Annotated in this window: 13 protein-coding genes; 3 read left to right on the top strand and 10 right to left on the bottom strand. The window is 64.5% G+C overall.

Features of this window, described 5'->3' with window-relative positions:
* Nucleotides 1–115: 115 nt before the first annotated feature.
* Nucleotides 116–1,033, top strand: coding sequence for a type 1 glutamine amidotransferase domain-containing protein (locus LZC95_39970; protein ID WXA92612.1), 918 nt, complete (start codon nucleotides 116–118; stop codon nucleotides 1,031–1,033).
* A gap of 7 nt (nucleotides 1,034–1,040) precedes the next feature.
* Here the strand turns inward: LZC95_39970 and LZC95_39965 are convergent, their stop codons facing one another.
* The 4 genes from LZC95_39965 to LZC95_39950 all read right to left on the bottom strand — a co-directional run bounded on the left by LZC95_39965 (nucleotide 1,041) and on the right by LZC95_39950 (nucleotide 6,729).
* Nucleotides 1,041–2,282, bottom strand: a complete 1,242-nt coding sequence (locus LZC95_39965; protein WXA92611.1) for an ATP-grasp domain-containing protein — start codon at nucleotides 2,280–2,282, stop codon at nucleotides 1,041–1,043.
* 9 nt (nucleotides 2,283–2,291) lie between these two features.
* A complete protein-coding gene (locus tag LZC95_39960) occupies nucleotides 2,292–3,542 on the bottom strand; it encodes an MFS transporter (GenBank protein ID WXA92610.1) in 1,251 nt (416 codons plus the stop codon).
* A gap of 47 nt (nucleotides 3,543–3,589) precedes the next feature.
* On the bottom strand, nucleotides 3,590–5,623 hold the full coding sequence (locus LZC95_39955) for a hypothetical protein (protein WXA92609.1): 2,034 nt from the start codon (nucleotides 5,621–5,623) through the stop codon (nucleotides 3,590–3,592).
* Nucleotides 5,624–5,829: 206 nt separating this feature from the next.
* Nucleotides 5,830–6,729: a fibro-slime domain-containing protein gene (locus LZC95_39950; GenBank protein WXA92608.1), complete on the bottom strand. Its 900-nt coding sequence runs from the start codon at nucleotides 6,727–6,729 to the stop codon at nucleotides 5,830–5,832.
* Between the two features lie 133 nt (nucleotides 6,730–6,862).
* Here LZC95_39950 and LZC95_39945 point away from each other — a divergent pair, with 133 nt between their 5' ends.
* Together LZC95_39945 and LZC95_39940 are read left to right on the top strand one after the other, a co-directional pair.
* On the top strand, nucleotides 6,863–8,290 hold the full coding sequence (locus tag LZC95_39945) for a phenylacetate--CoA ligase family protein (GenBank protein ID WXA92607.1): 1,428 nt from the start codon (nucleotides 6,863–6,865) through the stop codon (nucleotides 8,288–8,290).
* A gap of 84 nt (nucleotides 8,291–8,374) precedes the next feature.
* On the top strand, nucleotides 8,375–10,693 hold the full coding sequence (locus LZC95_39940) for an AAA family ATPase (GenBank protein ID WXA92606.1): 2,319 nt from the start codon (nucleotides 8,375–8,377) through the stop codon (nucleotides 10,691–10,693).
* Nucleotides 10,694–10,948: 255 nt separating this feature from the next.
* Here LZC95_39940 and LZC95_39935 read toward each other — a convergent pair whose 3' ends face one another.
* The 6 genes from LZC95_39935 to LZC95_39910 all read right to left on the bottom strand — a co-directional run bounded on the left by LZC95_39935 (nucleotide 10,949) and on the right by LZC95_39910 (nucleotide 16,538).
* A complete protein-coding gene (locus tag LZC95_39935; protein WXA92605.1) occupies nucleotides 10,949–11,398 on the bottom strand; it encodes a hypothetical protein in 450 nt (149 codons plus the stop codon).
* On the bottom strand, nucleotides 11,395–12,219 hold the full coding sequence (locus LZC95_39930) for an alpha/beta hydrolase (GenBank protein ID WXA92604.1): 825 nt from the start codon (nucleotides 12,217–12,219) through the stop codon (nucleotides 11,395–11,397). The genes LZC95_39935 and LZC95_39930 overlap by 4 nt, the downstream gene beginning before the upstream one ends.
* 98 nt (nucleotides 12,220–12,317) lie before the next feature.
* Entirely contained in the window at nucleotides 12,318–13,610 is a 1,293-nt protein-coding gene (locus LZC95_39925) for a hypothetical protein (protein ID WXA92603.1), read from the bottom strand.
* Nucleotides 13,611–13,654: 44 nt separating this feature from the next.
* Entirely contained in the window at nucleotides 13,655–14,605 is a 951-nt protein-coding gene (locus LZC95_39920; GenBank protein WXA92602.1) for a DUF1152 domain-containing protein, read from the bottom strand.
* Entirely contained in the window at nucleotides 14,602–15,507 is a 906-nt protein-coding gene (locus LZC95_39915; protein ID WXA92601.1) for a hypothetical protein, read from the bottom strand. Before LZC95_39915 ends, LZC95_39920 begins: the two co-directional genes overlap by 4 nt.
* On the bottom strand, nucleotides 15,504–16,538 hold the full coding sequence (locus LZC95_39910; protein ID WXA92600.1) for a band 7 protein: 1,035 nt from the start codon (nucleotides 16,536–16,538) through the stop codon (nucleotides 15,504–15,506). The genes LZC95_39915 and LZC95_39910 overlap by 4 nt, the downstream gene beginning before the upstream one ends.
* Nucleotides 16,539–16,799: the final 261 nt, after the last annotated feature.

The following is a 16,799-nucleotide window of genomic DNA, read 5'->3' as shown; positions in this document are numbered from 1 at the left end:
CGCCTACTCGGGAGTGCCCGAAGGGCGCAAGCTCCTGGCAGGAAGAACGCGGGGACCGCGAAGGTGCCGGCCCCGGCAACGAGCGCGACCGATTCAACATGGCGAAGGTGCAATCATGACGACGAGATTCAGAGCAGGATTCAACGTACTCAACAAAGACGGCATCGTATTGGCCTCGGCCTTGGGCCTCGCCGCTCCGACGGTCGCTTCGCACGAGGCCTCCGCGGAATCACGCGGCGGCAAAGTACTGGTGGTTCTATCGAGCGCAAAGGAATATCAGCTGCGCGATGGCGTGAGGTACAAGGCCGGGTACTACCTCGACGAACTGGCCATTCCCGTGCGCAAAATGATCGATGCTGGATTTACGCCCGTGTTTGCCAATCCAAAGGGCGACGATCCGGTTTTCGATCCCCATTCGAACAATAGCATTCTTTTCAATGGCGACGACGCCAAGAGAAAAGAGGCGCTGGATTTCGTAAATGGTTATTACGCAATACACCATCCAAAGACCCTGGCGGCGGTTGCGCGGGAGGGTACCAGTCAATACGTGGGCATCTATGTTCCGGGCGGTTTTTCGCCGATGGAGGATTTGATGCAGGACAAAACGCTGGGGCAGATTCTCCTCAGCTTCCATACGACGGGGAGGCCGACGGGGCTTCTCTGCCACGGACCAGCAGCACTGTTGTCGACGTTGAGCGATCCTGCGGCCTTTCGCAAAGCCATAGTTGCCGGAGATTACCTCGGCGCCTCGAAGCTCAGCGACGGTTGGGCCTACAAGGGGTATCACATGACGGCGGACTCGCAGGCGGAGGAGTCGAAGATCGAAGGGCCAGCGCAGCAAATGGGGGGATATCTGCCGCTCTATGTGTCCGATGCACTCGCCCAAGCGGGCGCGCATGTCGACCGGGTGGGGCTGTGGGGCGTCAACGTGGTCGAGGACCGCGAGGTGGTGAGCGGACAGCAGCCATTTTCGTCCCATGCATTGGGCGATGCCTTCGTCGCCAAGTTGCTCCGCGCAAATCCGAGTCGGTGACCCCCCTTTACACGATATCCATCCGTGCTTCGCACGCGCGAACCGCGGCGTAGTCCTCGGCCACCGCCGCGGCGCTTTCGCTGGCCAAGACCACTTGCCCAATCGACGTGAACACGTCGACCGTGCGCGGCACGTGGTCGCCGGTGCCGTAGACCAGGTGGATATCGTGGAACGTGCGGAGCTGGCTCAAGGCTTTCATCTCTTCCGCGTTCCGCCAGGTGCCGCTGCGGGCGGCGGAGAGATAGGCCACGGTGACGTGCTTGTTCAAGTTGTAGCCGTCGCCGCCGAGGGGCTCGCCGACCATGTGGCGCACGCAGCGATCGATCTGCGAATCGCCCGTGGCCAGACGCGTGAGGCGCTGCTGGTGCCCGCCGGACAGACGCGCGTTGACTTCGATGAGACGCGGGCCGTGCGGCGTGTCCATCACCTCCACGTGCGCGGCGCCGTTGCGCATTCCTACGGCATCGAGCGCAGCGCGCACGTAGTCATAAAGGGCATCCACGCGCGGGGCGCCGGGCGGCAGGAAGTCCACCGCTTCGTAGATCCCGAGGCGGTCGTCGATGGCCCGCTTGCGGTATCGACAGACCGACACCAGGCCGTGCACACCGCCCGCCGTGTACGTATCGACGGCGTACTCGATGCCCTCGGCGAGCTCCTGCACGAGCACCTGCTCGTTGTGCAGCCCCATCTTGTTGATCATCCCCAGGATCTGCGCGAACACCGGCCGCCAATCTTGCCCTGCCCGCACGATGTGCACGTTGTCGGTGCCCGCGCTCTTCGGCGGCTTCAGCACCAAAGGCTGCCCCTGCAGGCCAAACTCGGCAATCCACGCTTCCACCGCCTCCGGCTTCGCCGTGCCGACTTGATGCAATACCGGAATCCCATTGCGGTGCAGCGCCAGGGCGGTCTGCCACTTGTCGCGGCGCGCTGCGGCCAGCTCGGGCACGTTGCCGATGTGCGGCAGAACCCGCGCCGTAAGCGCCTCGGCGAGCTCCACGCCCGACTCGTTGCCAGGCAGGATGCACAATGGCTCGAACTCGGCCACCTGCGCCGCGAGATCGGCCTCGGGCATGGTGCCGTCGAGGATGCTCACGAAATGCGAAGGATCCCAGCTGTCGAGCGCACTCTCCGGGATCTCGAATGCCGTGCGCACGGCGACCGCGTCGACGTTCTTCGCACGAAATGCAGGTGCCAATCCGTATCCCGAAGAATACGGGTCCACGATGACTACTTTGGATCGATTGCTCACGATGCCCCTCTATCTACTCAACGGCTTATGAGTCTCTACTTTACGGAAAAACCGCAGGGCCACGAAGAGCAATGCCATGAGCCCGGCGGTGGCCGCGGCTGTCTGTGCCAAGAAGGCGTGCAGCGCGCCGCGTGCCAAATAATCTCCCAACAAGACCGCCACCACTGCGCATACCGCCCGGTCGATGATCGACTCGATCGACAGCAGCGTGGCGCGCGTATCCGAATTGACGATGGCTTCGTTGAGCAGTTGCCGCTGAATCGGAAACGACAAACCGCTCGCGAGTGAAAACACACTCAAGGCCGCCACTGTTCCCGCCACCCCCATGGGAACGAGCGCCGCCAGAGCGCCCGCCATGATCAAGGTGAGCACGAAGACGGCATTTTGATTGCTCATCCACCGCTTGATCCAGGCACTGCGGAATGCACCTGCAATCTCGCAAACCGTCGTGCCGGCCATCACGAATCCAAACGTGGGCAGCGGCAGTTCCTTGGACGTGAGAATCGGTTGGAACAGATTCACCTGGACGATGCGCACCAAGGTGAAGACGGCCACACCTTGGATCATCAGCATCAACAGGTGCGGCGTCGCCCGAAGATATTTGAACGCAGTGCTGATCAGCGTCACGAACGGCAGCACCGTTTTCGGCTTTTGGCCTCCCGACGCACCGATGGGCGGCAGTCGAAATGCAATCACGGTGGCCGCCACGGCACTCGCCGCCGAAAGCCAATACGGTGCCGTGGGGAGCCACGCCATGAGCAGACCCGCGACCGGTAGACAGGCCACCCGGCCGACCAAGCTGTAGGCGCGCCCTCGTCCCTCGGCGGCGCGGTAAGCATCGCGCGCGCCCTCGGCCGACAAGTAATCATAGAGGTAGGCGCTGAAGGCACCCGATACCAACGAGCGCGCCAGGGCAATGAGCACGAAGTGAACCAGAAAGCCGGTGTAGTTCGACGCAAACACCGGCGTCAGATTGGCCACGGCGAGCACCAGTGCGCCCGCCCGCACCGAGCGGCGGTAGTCGAAGCGATCGGCAAATAGCCCGGTGGGTACCTCCAAGAGGCAAAACACCACGTAATAAATGCTCTGAATCCCGAAAATCTGCGGATCGCTCAGGCCCGATTGGCGCTGATACACATAAAAAACGGGAAGCCAGAACAGAAGGCCGAAGAGCAGCTGAAAGGCGTTGCTCAGTGCGACCACCCGCCGTACGCCGGCGGGGATCGCGGTGGAACTTGGATTCACGGCAATGCTGTTCATCGATGAAAAGAGAACCCCTTGTCAGTCGACAATGGGGTGCGCGGACATCAGTGTGAATAGGGTCTTACTTGCAGAATTTGCAATTCGTCATTCCCTGCCAACCATTCCACGTCGATTGGGTCGGCGAAGGTGTAATTCGCAGCAAAATGCGATTGCAAAAGGCGGCCCACGAGGGCCAATCGGCCGAGCAGCGCTTTGTCGTTGTCGTCGAGATCGGTATCGGAATCACCCAACGAGACGGTGCGCCCGCCGCCCTCCATCGTGTTGTAGAGGTATTGCAGCGGCGAGGCATCACCGGACACGATCGCGTTCACCGAGCCGCGGCGGGATGCATTGATGTACACGTGCCGGAAGTCCGACGCACTGGTCGGGTTGGTCGTCACCATCACGCCGCCCAATTTGGATGCCACCTCTTGCTGGATGACGACGCCCATGTACACCGCATCGAGGGAAATGCCCGCTTGCTGCCGCAGTCGCACGCTGCGCGGTGACACGAGCGAAGCCCACACTTCCTGGATGCTGCGCAAAATCGTTTCCACCCCGCTCACGCGGGTCACCGATTCGTAGATGCCCGCGGCCGAAAAGCCCGCGAGATCTTCCGCATTCGATGAGCTGCGCACCACGAATTTGTCGGCGCCCGCGAGGTGATGAACGATGGCCGCATCGATGCTGTGCCGCATGTCCGCCGGCATGCGCGTGCGGCGGATCAAGTCCTGCAACTCGAGACAGAGCGGATCGATGTGCTCGTCGGCGCCGAGCTCCAGCACCGCCTTGAGCTTGCCCACGACCTGCTGGATGCGCCACGAAGACTGCAAGAAGGCTTGCTGCACGGCAAACGGCAAGGCGATGCCGCGCGGGATGCGCACGTACTTTCGCAGCATGGCCAGTGAGGCGTTGGCGAGGCCCTCGCCATTGGCAACGCCCAGCTGGCGCGCCAGGTACTCGAGAAGATCGCTGCGCGGGGGACGTGGCACTTGGTAAAAACCGAGCAGCCGGTGCGAGCCGTTGGCCAGCAGGTGGTGCAGCTCCCCGAGGTTGGCCGCCTTGGTGCCGTAGCGGTAACGGTCGGAGGCGCGCAGCTCCTCGAGGCCGAGGATGTTGCCGGTCACCGTCTCGGGATCGTCGATCCACACATGCTGGCGCGGCGGTGCGGGAAGCTCGGCCAAGGACGGCGCCTCGATGCGCTGCAAACTGAGATTCGCATTCGATGGGTCGATTCGGTATTCGACCCATTGGCCGTCGAGCTTCTCGCGCTCGATTTGTTCGAACGCATCCAGCGCAATGGCATTCGGGATCTTCCACCCGTGGGCAAGCACGTTCACGTGCGACAGTGGCGTGATATGCGCCGTGTTGATGATGCCCGATACGCGCGGAATGTCCTCGGGCACGCGCTCCATCACGACGATGTCCGACCACTTCAGTGGCTGCGTCATGTTGCGGTAGTCCGCGCTGGTGCGGAACACGCGCAGGCGACCCCGCGCCATGCCCGGATTGAGCGGAACGAAGCGTGCTTGCGAGAACAGCTCGTGCGCGAGCACGCGCGGCACCTCGTCGGTCGGAATCGTTCGCAGGAATGCCTCCTGCAGGTGATTCGCCGGCTTCATCACCACCGGGATGCTCGGGTCGACGTTCTGCCGTACGAACGTGTACAGGTAGCGGAGCATCTCCGCATCCATCGTGTCGGCCTCGGTGGTCTCCAGCGAAAAGAAGACCTCCGCCGTGCCGTTGCTCTGGTGCGTGTGCAACGTCTTCGACGGCGTGCCGGGCTGGCGCACGTGGCGTGAAAGGATGGCCAGGTAAAAGCGCCGATCGGGATCGTTGTAGACGCTGGCGTTCACCGCATCGAGCGTCCGTTCGAGCTCCGCGCGCGGCATGTTGAGCAGCTTGGCCACGTATTCGACGTGGAATCGCCAGCGCGCGCTATCGAGGAAATGCGCGACACCTGCAGGGCGGTCGACCACGATTTTGACGAAACGGACGCCGCTCAATTCGCCGGAGAGTCGGTCGAACGCCTCCATGGTCAACGGCTCGCCCACGAGTGCCGCCGTTTCAGCTTCGGCTACCTGTGCTGCATTCGTCATCTGTTGCCACCGATTCGCTTGGGTGTGTTCAGGATAACAACCAACCGGTCCGCGGCATTTGAAACGTATCGAATTAAACTACAAGCGCGTACCCGTTGGGGGCGCGCACTTATGCCACCGGTTGGCGGCGTGTCAAGGCAGTCCCGTCCCGCTTCGACTGTCTTTTCTAGCGATGGCGCAAGGCGCTGCGATGTCTCGGCGCGACATCAGTGCACGGGAGGCTTGAAACACTCGATCGTCGTGTCGACACGGAAGGTGGACTTCTCAGTGTGACGTTCCGCGTGGAACAGATCCATCGCGTACGTCTGGCCCACGGTGAGGCCGCGCGCATCCATGTTGACGCGGTCGCGCGCCGGCGGGTGCGGACCTCCGAGATCGAGCGCGAGCTTGCCGTCGACGAAGACCCAGAGATCGTCGTCGCCGTAAAACTCGAAGGTCTCGTGGCCCCGGTACGTGAAGGAGAGGTGCACCTCGGTGGTGAACTCGTAGTTGTGATCGAGGTTGTCGTTCGGGGGCGGCGGCTTCGGTCCGTTGCCGAATCCAGTGGTGATGCCCGCAGCCTTGTCGTCGTCGATGGGGAAGAACGCGGTGCGTTCGTAGACGTAGTGGCCATCGCTCTGTTCGACCAAGTCGAGCCGGCGCTCCAGCGCGATGTTGACGCCCTGTTTCGTGTGGTACCAGTCACTGAAGCGCGTGGCGTCGGTGGTGGCCGGGCCCTCGTTCGTCTGACCGCGCGCGATCCACACGGGGGTGCGGTCGTCGGGGTTCAAGGTCGGGCCCACGATGCCTTTGGCCACGGCGTCGCCGCGGTAATGCTCGAAGTCGAGGTGCCCGCTGGCCTGGGTGCAGCTCGTGGCGTTGGGCTCCGCCACGCACGGGCGGAAATCACGAATGATGGCCGTGAGCGAGTGGCTGCACGTGTCGCCGCCATCCGGCGTTCCTCCGCTGCCGCCGTCGGGCAGGTTGATGCCGCCCCCCGGGTTGTTCGACCCGCCGTCCCCGCCACCATCGGGGTTGTTTCCTCCGGCGGGCGCGTTGCCGAAGTTGGACGAGTCCGAGCCGCACGCGAGGAGAACGAGGAGCAACGACGTCAGGTACCGGCGCATTCTCCGACGGTAGATCGAATTATTGCGTGAATCGATTGATAATTTGCGCAAATTGGCGTGGACTGTTGCGTGCCAACGTGCGGTTTTTCCTGACATGCTGCGAAAGGCGCCATCGACTAGGCTGCGTGGAACCATGGCGACCCCCATCGAGCGTGCGCTGGGCGTGTTTCACGAAACGGTGGCGCGGGTGCCCGCCTACCGCGCGTTTCTCGCCGAACAAGGCATCGACGCGGGACAAGTGCGGGATGAGGCAGCCTTTCGTGCGCTGCCGCTGATGACGAAGGAGAACTACTTCCGTCGCTTTCCGCTCGATGCGCGGTGCCGGGAGGGGGCGCTGGCGCGCGCGGAGATGATTGCCGTGTCGTCCGGCTCGACGGGCGAGCCCACGTTTTGGCCGCGCACCGCACGGGACGAGGCGCTGGTGGCCGAGCGCTTCGAGCAGGTGTTCTACGATTCGTTCCGGGCGGACGAACGAACGACGCTCGCGGTGATCTGTTTTCCGCTGGGGACGTGGGTGGGCGGGATGTACACGACCAGCGGCTGCCGCACGCTCGCGGCCAAAGGGCACAAGGTCACGGTGGTGACGCCGGGCAACGTCAAGGACGAGATTTTGCGCGTCGTGGTGGCGTTGGCGCCGTCGTTCGAGCAAGTCGTTCTTCTGGGCTATCCACCCTTCTTGAAGGACGTGGTGGACACGGCGCGCGCGCGGGGCATCGATCCGGCGCCATGGCACGCGAAGCTCGTGCTCGCGGGCGAGGTGGTGAGCGAGGAGTGGCGAACGCTTCTCGCGGAGCGCCTCGGACAAGGAAATATCCTTTACGACTCGGCATCGCTGTATGGCACTGCGGATGCGGGCGTGCTGGCGACGGAGACGCCGCTTTCGATTGCGCTGCGCCGGTTCTTCGGGGCGCATCCCGATTTGGCCCGAGAGCGCTTTGGCGAGTCGCGCCTGCCGACCCTCGCGCAGTACGATCCGTTGGCGCGCTATTTCGAAGAGCACGACGGTACATTGCTTTTTACCGCGGACGGCGGTGTGCCGCTGGTGCGCTATCATATTGCGGATACGGGCGGTATTGCGGAATTTGGCGCCATGATGGAGTTTGCACGGGCGCGCGGTTTCGTGATGCCGGCGGGCTTGAACGAACGGGGATTGCGCGAGCTGCCCTTCGTATGGGTATTCGGCCGCTCGCATTTCACGGTTTCCTTTTTTGGAGCCAACGTCTTTCCCGAAAACGTCACCGTCGCGCTGGAGGAGGCACCGATTCACACGTGGGTGACCGGCAAATTCGTACTCATGGCCGAGGAGGACACCGCCCAAGATCGGCGTCTACGCCTCGTGGTGGAGCTCGCACCGGGGGTGGCCGCGGACGACGATAAGATCGAGGCCATTGCCGCTGCGGTGGTGCGTGCGCTGATGCTGCGCAGCAGTGAGTTTGCCCATTATGTTCCAAAAGAGCGGCAGCGCCCCGAGGTGATGCTGGCTCCGGCCGGCGACCCCACGTGGTTTCCCGTTGGGGTGAAGCACCGCTACACGCGAAACACGCGGCCCACCTCCGCATGAATATAATAGCTAAATAACTCTTTTTTGCAACGCCTTGAAGACTGGGCGTGTGCTGCGCATATCTACTCGCTCCGGAGGAGGGATATGCCCAACGTTCAACCGCGGCCGCTCACGGCCGCAGAGTCGAAGCTCGTCCGCGATCACGAAGCTTTTGCCGCATCCGTGCGCGCGTCGGTGCTCGCGAAGGCGCCGTCCCAGCCGGCGGGCACGGAGGACCGGCTCGCGTACGCGCGCCTGCGCGACGAATATGCCGAGGCCGGCGAGGAGGACCGGATTGCGCTGCTGGCGCAGATGCACGAGACGGCGGCGCGGGTCGACGCGCGAAAGGCGCAGTTGCAGGACAATGCGCTCTTGCCCGATCTTCACGCGCCGTACTTCGCACATATGCGCATTCGCACCGCGGGAAAGGTGCGGGACGTGCTTCTCGGAGCGCGCCCGTACGTCGATGCCGCGCGTGCCCTGACCATCGTCGATTTTCGGCGTGCACCCATCGCGGAAGCCTTTTTTACGTGCGAGCCGGGCGACGACTACGAAATTGAAATCGACCGCCGCACCGTGGAAGGCGTTCTCGAAGCCCGGCATTTGGTGACGTTCGAGCGGGGCGAGCCGGCGGCGATCACCGTGGAGGGGGGCGCCGTTCGCCGCATTCGCGGGGAATGGCACTTCGATCCGGGGGCACTCGTGCCGGATTTCTCGCGGGTGGATGGCCTGCCTCTGGCGGCCGAGATCGATCCTGCGAACCGAGAAAAGGGTGTCGCGGCCCTGCTCGACGAAGATCAACGCGCGGTGTTGGAGCGCGATCCCAAGGAGACGCTGTTGGTTCTCGGCGCCGCCGGCAGCGGCAAAACCACGGTGGCGATCCATCGCATTGCCGCGATTGCGGAGCGCACGGCGGATTTCGATCCGGCCGCGGTGCTGGTGCTCGTGCCGGAGGTGGGGCTGAGGCACCTCGCGCAGCGCATGTTGACGGATCTCGGTCTCGAGAGGGTCAACGTGCACACTTTCGAGGAATGGATTCGCGGTGAGGCAAGGCGCGTGTTCCCGTGGATTCCCGCCGAGGAGTCGCCCGATGTTCCGGCGGCGGTGCGCCGGCTCAAACGGCATCCCGGGCTTTTCGCTGCCATCGATGCGCTCGTCGAGGACATCGTGCGCGGGATTGGTGCCCGCATCGACCGGCTGCACGCGGGGCGGGGAGCCATTCGCGAGGTCGTCGACGCGCAGCGCGAGCCGGTGATCGAGCACCGCCTGCGGCACGCCGAAACGATCGTCCTGGAGGCGGCGCCAGCGGCGAAGAAGCCGCTGTTGAAGGAAGCCTTTCGCGAGGCGCGCCGGCGCCTCGAACGGGTGCAGGCGGATCTGCATCGCCTCGTGGGTGATCGCGCGTTGCTCGAGCATGCGGTGCACGTGGCCAAGGGGCAGTTGGCCATGCCGGTTCTCGAGCAAGCGGCCGAGCATACGCGACGCCAGCTCGACGATCCGAGCGCGGTTCGGTTCGCGCATGTCGACGCGGACCGCTTGCAAACGCTCGATGGCCGCTCGCTCGACGAGGATACACCCGATGCCGTGGCGGGCACGATCGACGCGGAAGACTATGCCATTTCGTTCGAGCTGCTCTTTCGCAAAACGGGTCGCTCGGGGACGCGTGCGGGGAGTCTCCGCCGTTATCGGCATTTGGTCATCGACGAGGCGCAGGGGCTTTCGCCCATCGAGTTGCGCGTGATTGGACGGGCTCTCGCGCAGGGCGGCAGTGCCACGGTGGCCGGCGATGCGGCGCAGCGCCTCGACGAGGGGGAGGCGTTTGCAACGTGGGATATGCTCGTTTCCGAGCTGGGCGTGCGCTCCACCGCGACGCACCTCGAGACATCGTACCGGTGCCCGCGGCCCATTTTGGAGCTCGCGTACGCCGTCTTGGGCGACGAGGCTGCGGGGCCCATGCCCACGGCCGCACGCGAGGGCCCGCCGGTCTTGCGCACGGTGCTGCCCGGCGAGGGGCACGCGGCTGTGTTCATCTCCGAGGCGCTGCGGGCGCTGGCGCGGCGTGAACCGCGCGCCGGCGTGGCGGTGATTGCCGCCGATGCGAAATCGGCGCGTGCGGTGCACGAGGTGCTCGCGCGCTCGCTGCCGGCGCGTCTCGTTCTCGACGGCGACTTCGCCTTCGCGCCCGGCGTCGAGGTGACCGAGGTGGCGCAGGTCAAGGGCCTGGAGTTCGATTACGTCATCGTGCCGGATGCCGATGCGCGCACGTACCCCGCTGGCGGTGAGCACCGCCGCAAGATGCACGTGGCGCTGACGCGCGCCGTGCACCAAGTGTGGATCGTCGCGCCGGGGGCGCTGTCTCCTATTTTCCCGATGGCGCTGGCGGTGCCGGAGGCGCTGTCATGGCCGATGGGGCAAAGAACTTGACCTCCGTCGGCCCGCGCGGTGCCGGCTTCGGCGGCTTGTGCATCGCCAGGTACACCAGGAATGCGATCACGGCACCGAGCACGATGATCGGCTTGAGGGCTCCCTCGAGCACGGTCCGGGTGGTTTGCCGTCCACCGCCACGGAGCACATAGTCAAACAACGCCAACGGGCACCTCTACAAAACGAGAAAGCCCCGATTCTACGGGCCACGCCCTGCCGCGTCCACCCGGGCCCAAAAAGCCCAGGTTGGTAGGGCTACTCGTACCAAGTTGCAACGATTTCCCTCACTTGGCCCAGCGCCGCCAAGGCGCAAAGGCGCGACCAGGCCTCGTTCGAGGCCGGGCCATGGTGGGCCGGGCAATCGCGCTCGTTCAGCGGAATCAGGGTGAGCGTCTGCGACGCACTGCATCGGGCACGCCCTCGGCTTCCCGGTTGGAATTGCACGTCGGGGGCGAGGGCACGCACCGCGTTTTGCGCGGCCGTGTCCGTCGCCTCCAGGCAGAACTCGACGGAGCCGTCGTTGTCGCAGGCGTGCTCCTGCGTGAACGCGAGCTTCTGCGTGGGGCACACCGGCGCGCCGCTCGGTGCCGGGCTGGGCGTCGTGGCAGGTGTGGTGGCGACGCTCGGTGACTTCGTCTCGCTGCAGGACCCTAGCGCGGCCACCAGTGCGCCCGCCGCGAGTCCGCGACACATGATCATCATCATTGGAGCACCCTCCCGAGGAAAGACTCGATGAGCGCGGCCACCTCCGCCGGCCGCTCGAGCGCGGCGAGGTGCCCGGTGCGGGGCATCACGTGGAACTCGGCGCCCGGGATGGCCGAGGCCATGCGCTGCGTTTCGGCCAGGGAGAACGTCGGATCTTCGTCCCCCGCCACGACGAGCACCGGCGTGCGAATCGTCGCGAGCAACGCATGCTGATCCGGCCGCGTAGAAACGACGCTCTCCGTCGCCAAGATCGACGAGGTCACGTGCGCCTGCGCGACGGATTCACGGACCGCGCGTGCGGCCGCCGGATTTTCGCGCAACGCGGTGGGACCCAAAAATGCGCGGACGACGCGTCCGACCATAGGTCCGCGCACACCACCCATGGCACCGACGATGCGTGTCATCGCAAAGAACTCGAGCTTCTGCCGAAACCCTGCGACGGAGGCCGTGCCGTTCATCAACACCGAGGCCACGACCCGTTCGGGATGGCGCGCCGCAAAGGTGCCGCCCACCATGGCACCCCACGAGTTGCCCACGAAAATGGTCTTCGCCATCTCCAAGCCGTCGAGCATCTCCGAAATGCAAAGAGCACACTCGTCGAAGGCGAATTTTCGCGCCAGAGGTTCGCTCTCACCATGGCCGGGCGAATCGACCAGCACCACGCGGTAGCGATCTTCGAAGTGTTCCGCTACGGCGGACCACATGGTGCCGTCCATCAAGAGGCTTGGCCAAAACATGATGGCGGGATGGTTCGCATTCCCCCCGAGCCGGACATGGATGCGTCCGAGGCACGTTGGCAAGTGGCGACTGACCCAGGTCATGTCCCACCAAGGTATCCCTGGGCGCCTCCATCATGAAACGGATTCGAACATTCCGAGTCACTGGATGAGGTTTTCGGAATGCTGGTCTTCGTGCGAGGTCATGGTTCGTTGGTGAACATCTCGCCGGCGTCCGTCACCACGTAGAAGTACGCATTCTTGGTCAGCACGGCACCGATGACATTTCCGCTGTTCGGCAGCGGCGTGAGCTCTCGTCCGCCGGGAAACACTTCGACGCTACGACGGGTGGCATCGCCGCCGAAGACGTACAAGGTGCCGTCGGGCTTCGCCACCGTTGCATGGCGGCCGCGCGGCTTGGCCAGTGTGCCAAGGAGGTTCGCGTTGCCGTTCGCGGTGAGCTTCCAGACCTGCCCGGTGGGGGCGCCGCGCGCATCGAGCCCGCCGGTGACGTAAAGGGAGTCTCCGGCGGAGGCGAAGCCGGGGTGGGCGAGGTCGAGCGTGGAGAACTTCCGCAGTGCCCATTCGCTCGCGCTCGCGGAGAGCACCTCCATCGTTCCATGATCGAACGCGTAGACGAGGGAGCCGTCCGAGGCCATCGCGTGGGTGCGCCGGGCGACATTCATGAGCGGAGCGCTCTGCGTGCCGCTCGTATCGGTACCGTTCCAAAAGGTGGTTCGCGTGGTGGGCTCGGGAACGCCGGCGTCCGTCTCCACGATGCCGCCTGCGATGTACACGCGGCTTCCGAGGCTTGCGATTTGCGGCACGGCACGCCCTGCGTTGGGGACGCTCAATCGATTGATGGTCCAGGCCTTGCTCGAAGGACAATAGGCACTTATCGCATACCCAAGTGGCCTTTTTGCTTCTTCGCTGGTGAGCGCATAAAGGCAACTCGCGCCCATTGTGACCGATTCCACGTGCGCCGGCGTGCCCGAAATGGCCCGCCACGGAACCGCGCAAACGCGATTGCCACTTTGGGGCTGGCAGATGGCTGGTTTGACGCATTCATCGTCGGTGCGGCAGCCGGGGGCGCAAACATGGACATCCCGTTTGCAGAATTCCCCGGTCTTGCACTCCTGGTCCTTGTCGCACCCAAGGTTGCACGTGCGCTTTTCGACGTCGCAATATTCGCCGTCACTGCAGTGCGATTCGCCGATGCAGCCGCGGACGCATCGATTGGCGCCAAGATCGCAATAGCTCCCGAGCGGACACGGACACTGCGCGGGAAGATCCGTACACTGTCCATTGGAGCAGACCTGGTTCTCACCACACGCGGTGCACGTCCTCGGTTCACTGCCGTCAGCCTGCAGGCTCGCATCCGGCACATCGCCCGGAATATCCGCATTGGCCCCGCTGCAATGAAGGAGCGACAACCCCGCCCCCGCCCCGAACGACGCCACCACCATCGCGGTCCACAAGCCATATTTCGCGGTCATCTCCGCTCGTCTTACGCCGCGCCGCCTCTTTCCTTCCCCCCGCTTCAAACCGGGATGTTCGACCGCGGCCGGAGAACCACGCCACGGCGAAACGCTTCGATGAAGGCGCTCACCTCGAACACCGTCTGCGTCCCCTCCAGCGACGGCAGGTACAGCGAGCGCTCGGCCACGGCTTGCAAGTCGAAATGCCAATACAAAGCCATGAGCGGATTGATGAATAGCTTGCTCGTCCGCGTGCGGCGCGTCCGATGATGGTCGCCAAAATGCCCTTCCAGCGCGGAGAGGATGCTCGTGTTGACGATGCTCGGTCGCTCGGGCATGCGCGCATGAACGAAATCGAGAGCATCGCGGAAAAGTTGCGCTTCGGGCATGCCCAAGAGGAGCGTGTGCGCGCCCAAATACCCGCCCACCGTGTCCAGCGCGGCCACGTTCTCCAGGAATTGCGCGTGGCACACGCCATGAAAAGCGTCGATGCCGAAGCCGAGGCACGTCACGATGCGGTGTGGGACCTGGAGCCCGGCCACCGCGGCGAGACTGGTCATGTCCTCCTCCGGCGTTCCGAGCCCCGCCTCGTCGCCGCGCATGAGGATGTCCGTGCCGCCATCCACGAGCACGATGGCGTCGATCGCATGCTTGGCGACGATGTGCGCGTAGGCCTCGCGGAGCGGCGCCACGCCCACCTTTTCGAAGCAGTACATCGAAGGCGCCTCGCCGCGCGATGCGAACCATTGGCAAAGGTACCGCTCGGGGAAATAGTGCGTTTCGCCTTGGGTCAATGCCGTGACCTTGGCCAACGCCGGCGTCAGGAACTCCGCATTGGTTCCACCGAGGTAGGTGAAGCTCAGGTTCGACAGCACGACCTCTTTCTCGAGGTTGCGCAAGGCGAAATACAGAGGGAGGCCGGCGAAGACGTCGAAGCCGCCGCCGGCGCCGCTGATGAGGATTCGCTGCGCGCGGCGGAGTCGTGTGAGGAACGGAAGTTCGAGCAGGTTCACGCGGCTTTCCTCGAGGCGACGCGGAGGCGTTCGGGGGCGATGCGAAGGATGACGCGGGTTCCCCAGGGGAGCTCGATGCGGTCTTGCTCGATGCCGTCGCCGAAGAGGGTGCCGCCTTCGTTCATTTCGGAGACCAACTCCAGGGACGCGTCGCCGTCGAGCACACCGCTCGACAGGTTCGTGCCGGTGGCGATGCTGGGCCAGGGTTCGCGCACGAAGAAGGCGAGCTTCGGCTCCTCGGGGGAGGGGAGATCGCAGGCGCTGCGAAGTTGGCGATGAATCGAGAGTGCCCAGCCGGTGGCGCCCGTTCCGGTCGACACGATGAGGCCCGACGACGAGTGGCGTTCCTGCTGCTCGCCGCAACGCAAGCGGTAGCGCGCGGATTGGTGGCTCGTGTGGCCCACGAAAACCTCGTTGAGCGCGAGCAGTCGCTGGCCGTCAGGAAGGCGCGCCTCGACCATCGTTCGCGTTTGCACGGGGCAGTTGCCCGCGGCGGCCGCCGCCAAAAGCGACGCGGCTTGCTCGGGGCGGTGCCGCACGAGCACGCCCGGATGAACCTCCGGCTCGGGGTTCAGCCCGATCACGAGTTGCCCCGAGAGGTATTTCGCGACATTGGCCACCAGGCCATCTTGACCGACGGCGGCCACGATGTCGTCCGGCTCGAAGACGAACTGCGCCAGATCCGCGCGCCCCAGGCGAATGCGGCGCCATGCCGTGGGAATCGCCTGCGTCAACGTTTGGACGGCGCGCTCGAAGCGGCGGTGGCGCGCCTCCACCTCGTCGAGCGACACGCCTCGCGTCTTCGAGAAGAACCGCGCTTGCTCGCGTGTGCCATGACGGGCGATGAGCGACTCGTAGTCGGTCGGCCGGGTGACGACGACGACGCGCGGCACCTTGCTCATGGCGACCGAGGTTCCTCCAGCTTGCGCGTCGTCGCGCCCACGAGGCTCGTCACCATCGACGCGAGCAAGTCCGGGCTCACGTTGAGGTGCTCGATGGTGATGCGCTCCAGCTTTCCGGCCACTTGTTGCGCGGCCAGCGCCAGCACGATCTGCGGTGCCAGCGATTCGTACACCGCAATCCGCGCCTTCTCGAGCGCCACCTTCGCGCCCTCCACCGCGCGAAGTTCGTCGGCTTGCGCGAGACCCAGAATGCGGCTGCGTTCCGCTTCGCCCTCGGCCGATATACGCGCCGCCTCGGTCCGTTCGGTCGCCTTGCGTCGCTCGTTCTGGCCTTCTTGCGCGATGAGCTGCTCGTTGCGCTTGGCGATCTCGATGCGGTTCTGCAGCTCGTTCTCCTGAATCGCGCGCTCCTTTTCCACCGCCATCGCGCGCCGTGCGAACGCCGCCTCGTCGGCCTCTTGCAGGATGCGCTCGCGCACCGGCGCCTCGATGGCGCGCTCCGTATCGGGGGTCGGCTTCACCGAGAGAACGGCCACGGAAAGCACCGCGAGGCCCATGGCCTTCAGGCGCGCATCGCCGAGCAGCGCGTGCTCGATGCGCTCGCGGATCTGCGCCTGACCCTCGGCGAGCACCTTTCGCACGGGTGTGCCGGCAATGTAGTCCCACGCGTGGCGCTGGGCGAGGTTGGCCAAGGTGGACGACAGCTTCTCCAGCGGATCGCGCAGGTACGCCCCGCGCCGCAGATCGATGGTGAAGTCCACGGCCTCGGCCACCGCCTCGGGGTTCTCGATGCGGTACGTCAGCGCGCCCTGCGCCGTGACATCCTGAAAATCCGCCGAACGCCCGTGGAAGAGAAAGGCCTGTTCACGCTGATCGACGGGAACCTCGGCGATGCTCGACGAAAGGGGCAAGAACCAGAACGCCAGACCGCGCCCGCTCGCCCGCAATCGTCCACGGCGGAAGTAGAGGATGTGCGAGCTGGCATCGGCCCGGAAGTGTCGAACGAAGGGATAGCTGCGTATTTCGGCCACGCCATAGAGTCTAAGTGCAACTGTAAGGGTTACAAGTACTCTTTCATTAAAAATTGCACTCTAACTCAAGCGGGCGCGGCTTTGGTCTGGGTCGTATGCGCGGGAAATTTCGATTTATCGAATACGAACTAGCATATGGGATCCACGAGATCACTCCCCCTAATCTCTCGCGGACAGCGCGCCAATCGACGTCCAAATACCGAACATCCGGGTGGGCATATGCGACCAAATTCGTGCCTTCGAGAGATCCGTGGATACGGA

The sequence above is a fragment of the Sorangiineae bacterium MSr12523 genome, from assembly GCA_037157775.1.
In the GTDB taxonomy this organism is placed as follows: Bacteria; Myxococcota_A; Polyangia; order Polyangiales; family Polyangiaceae; genus Pendulispora; species Pendulispora brunnea.
This window is presented reverse-complemented; position numbering and strand designations above follow the sequence as displayed.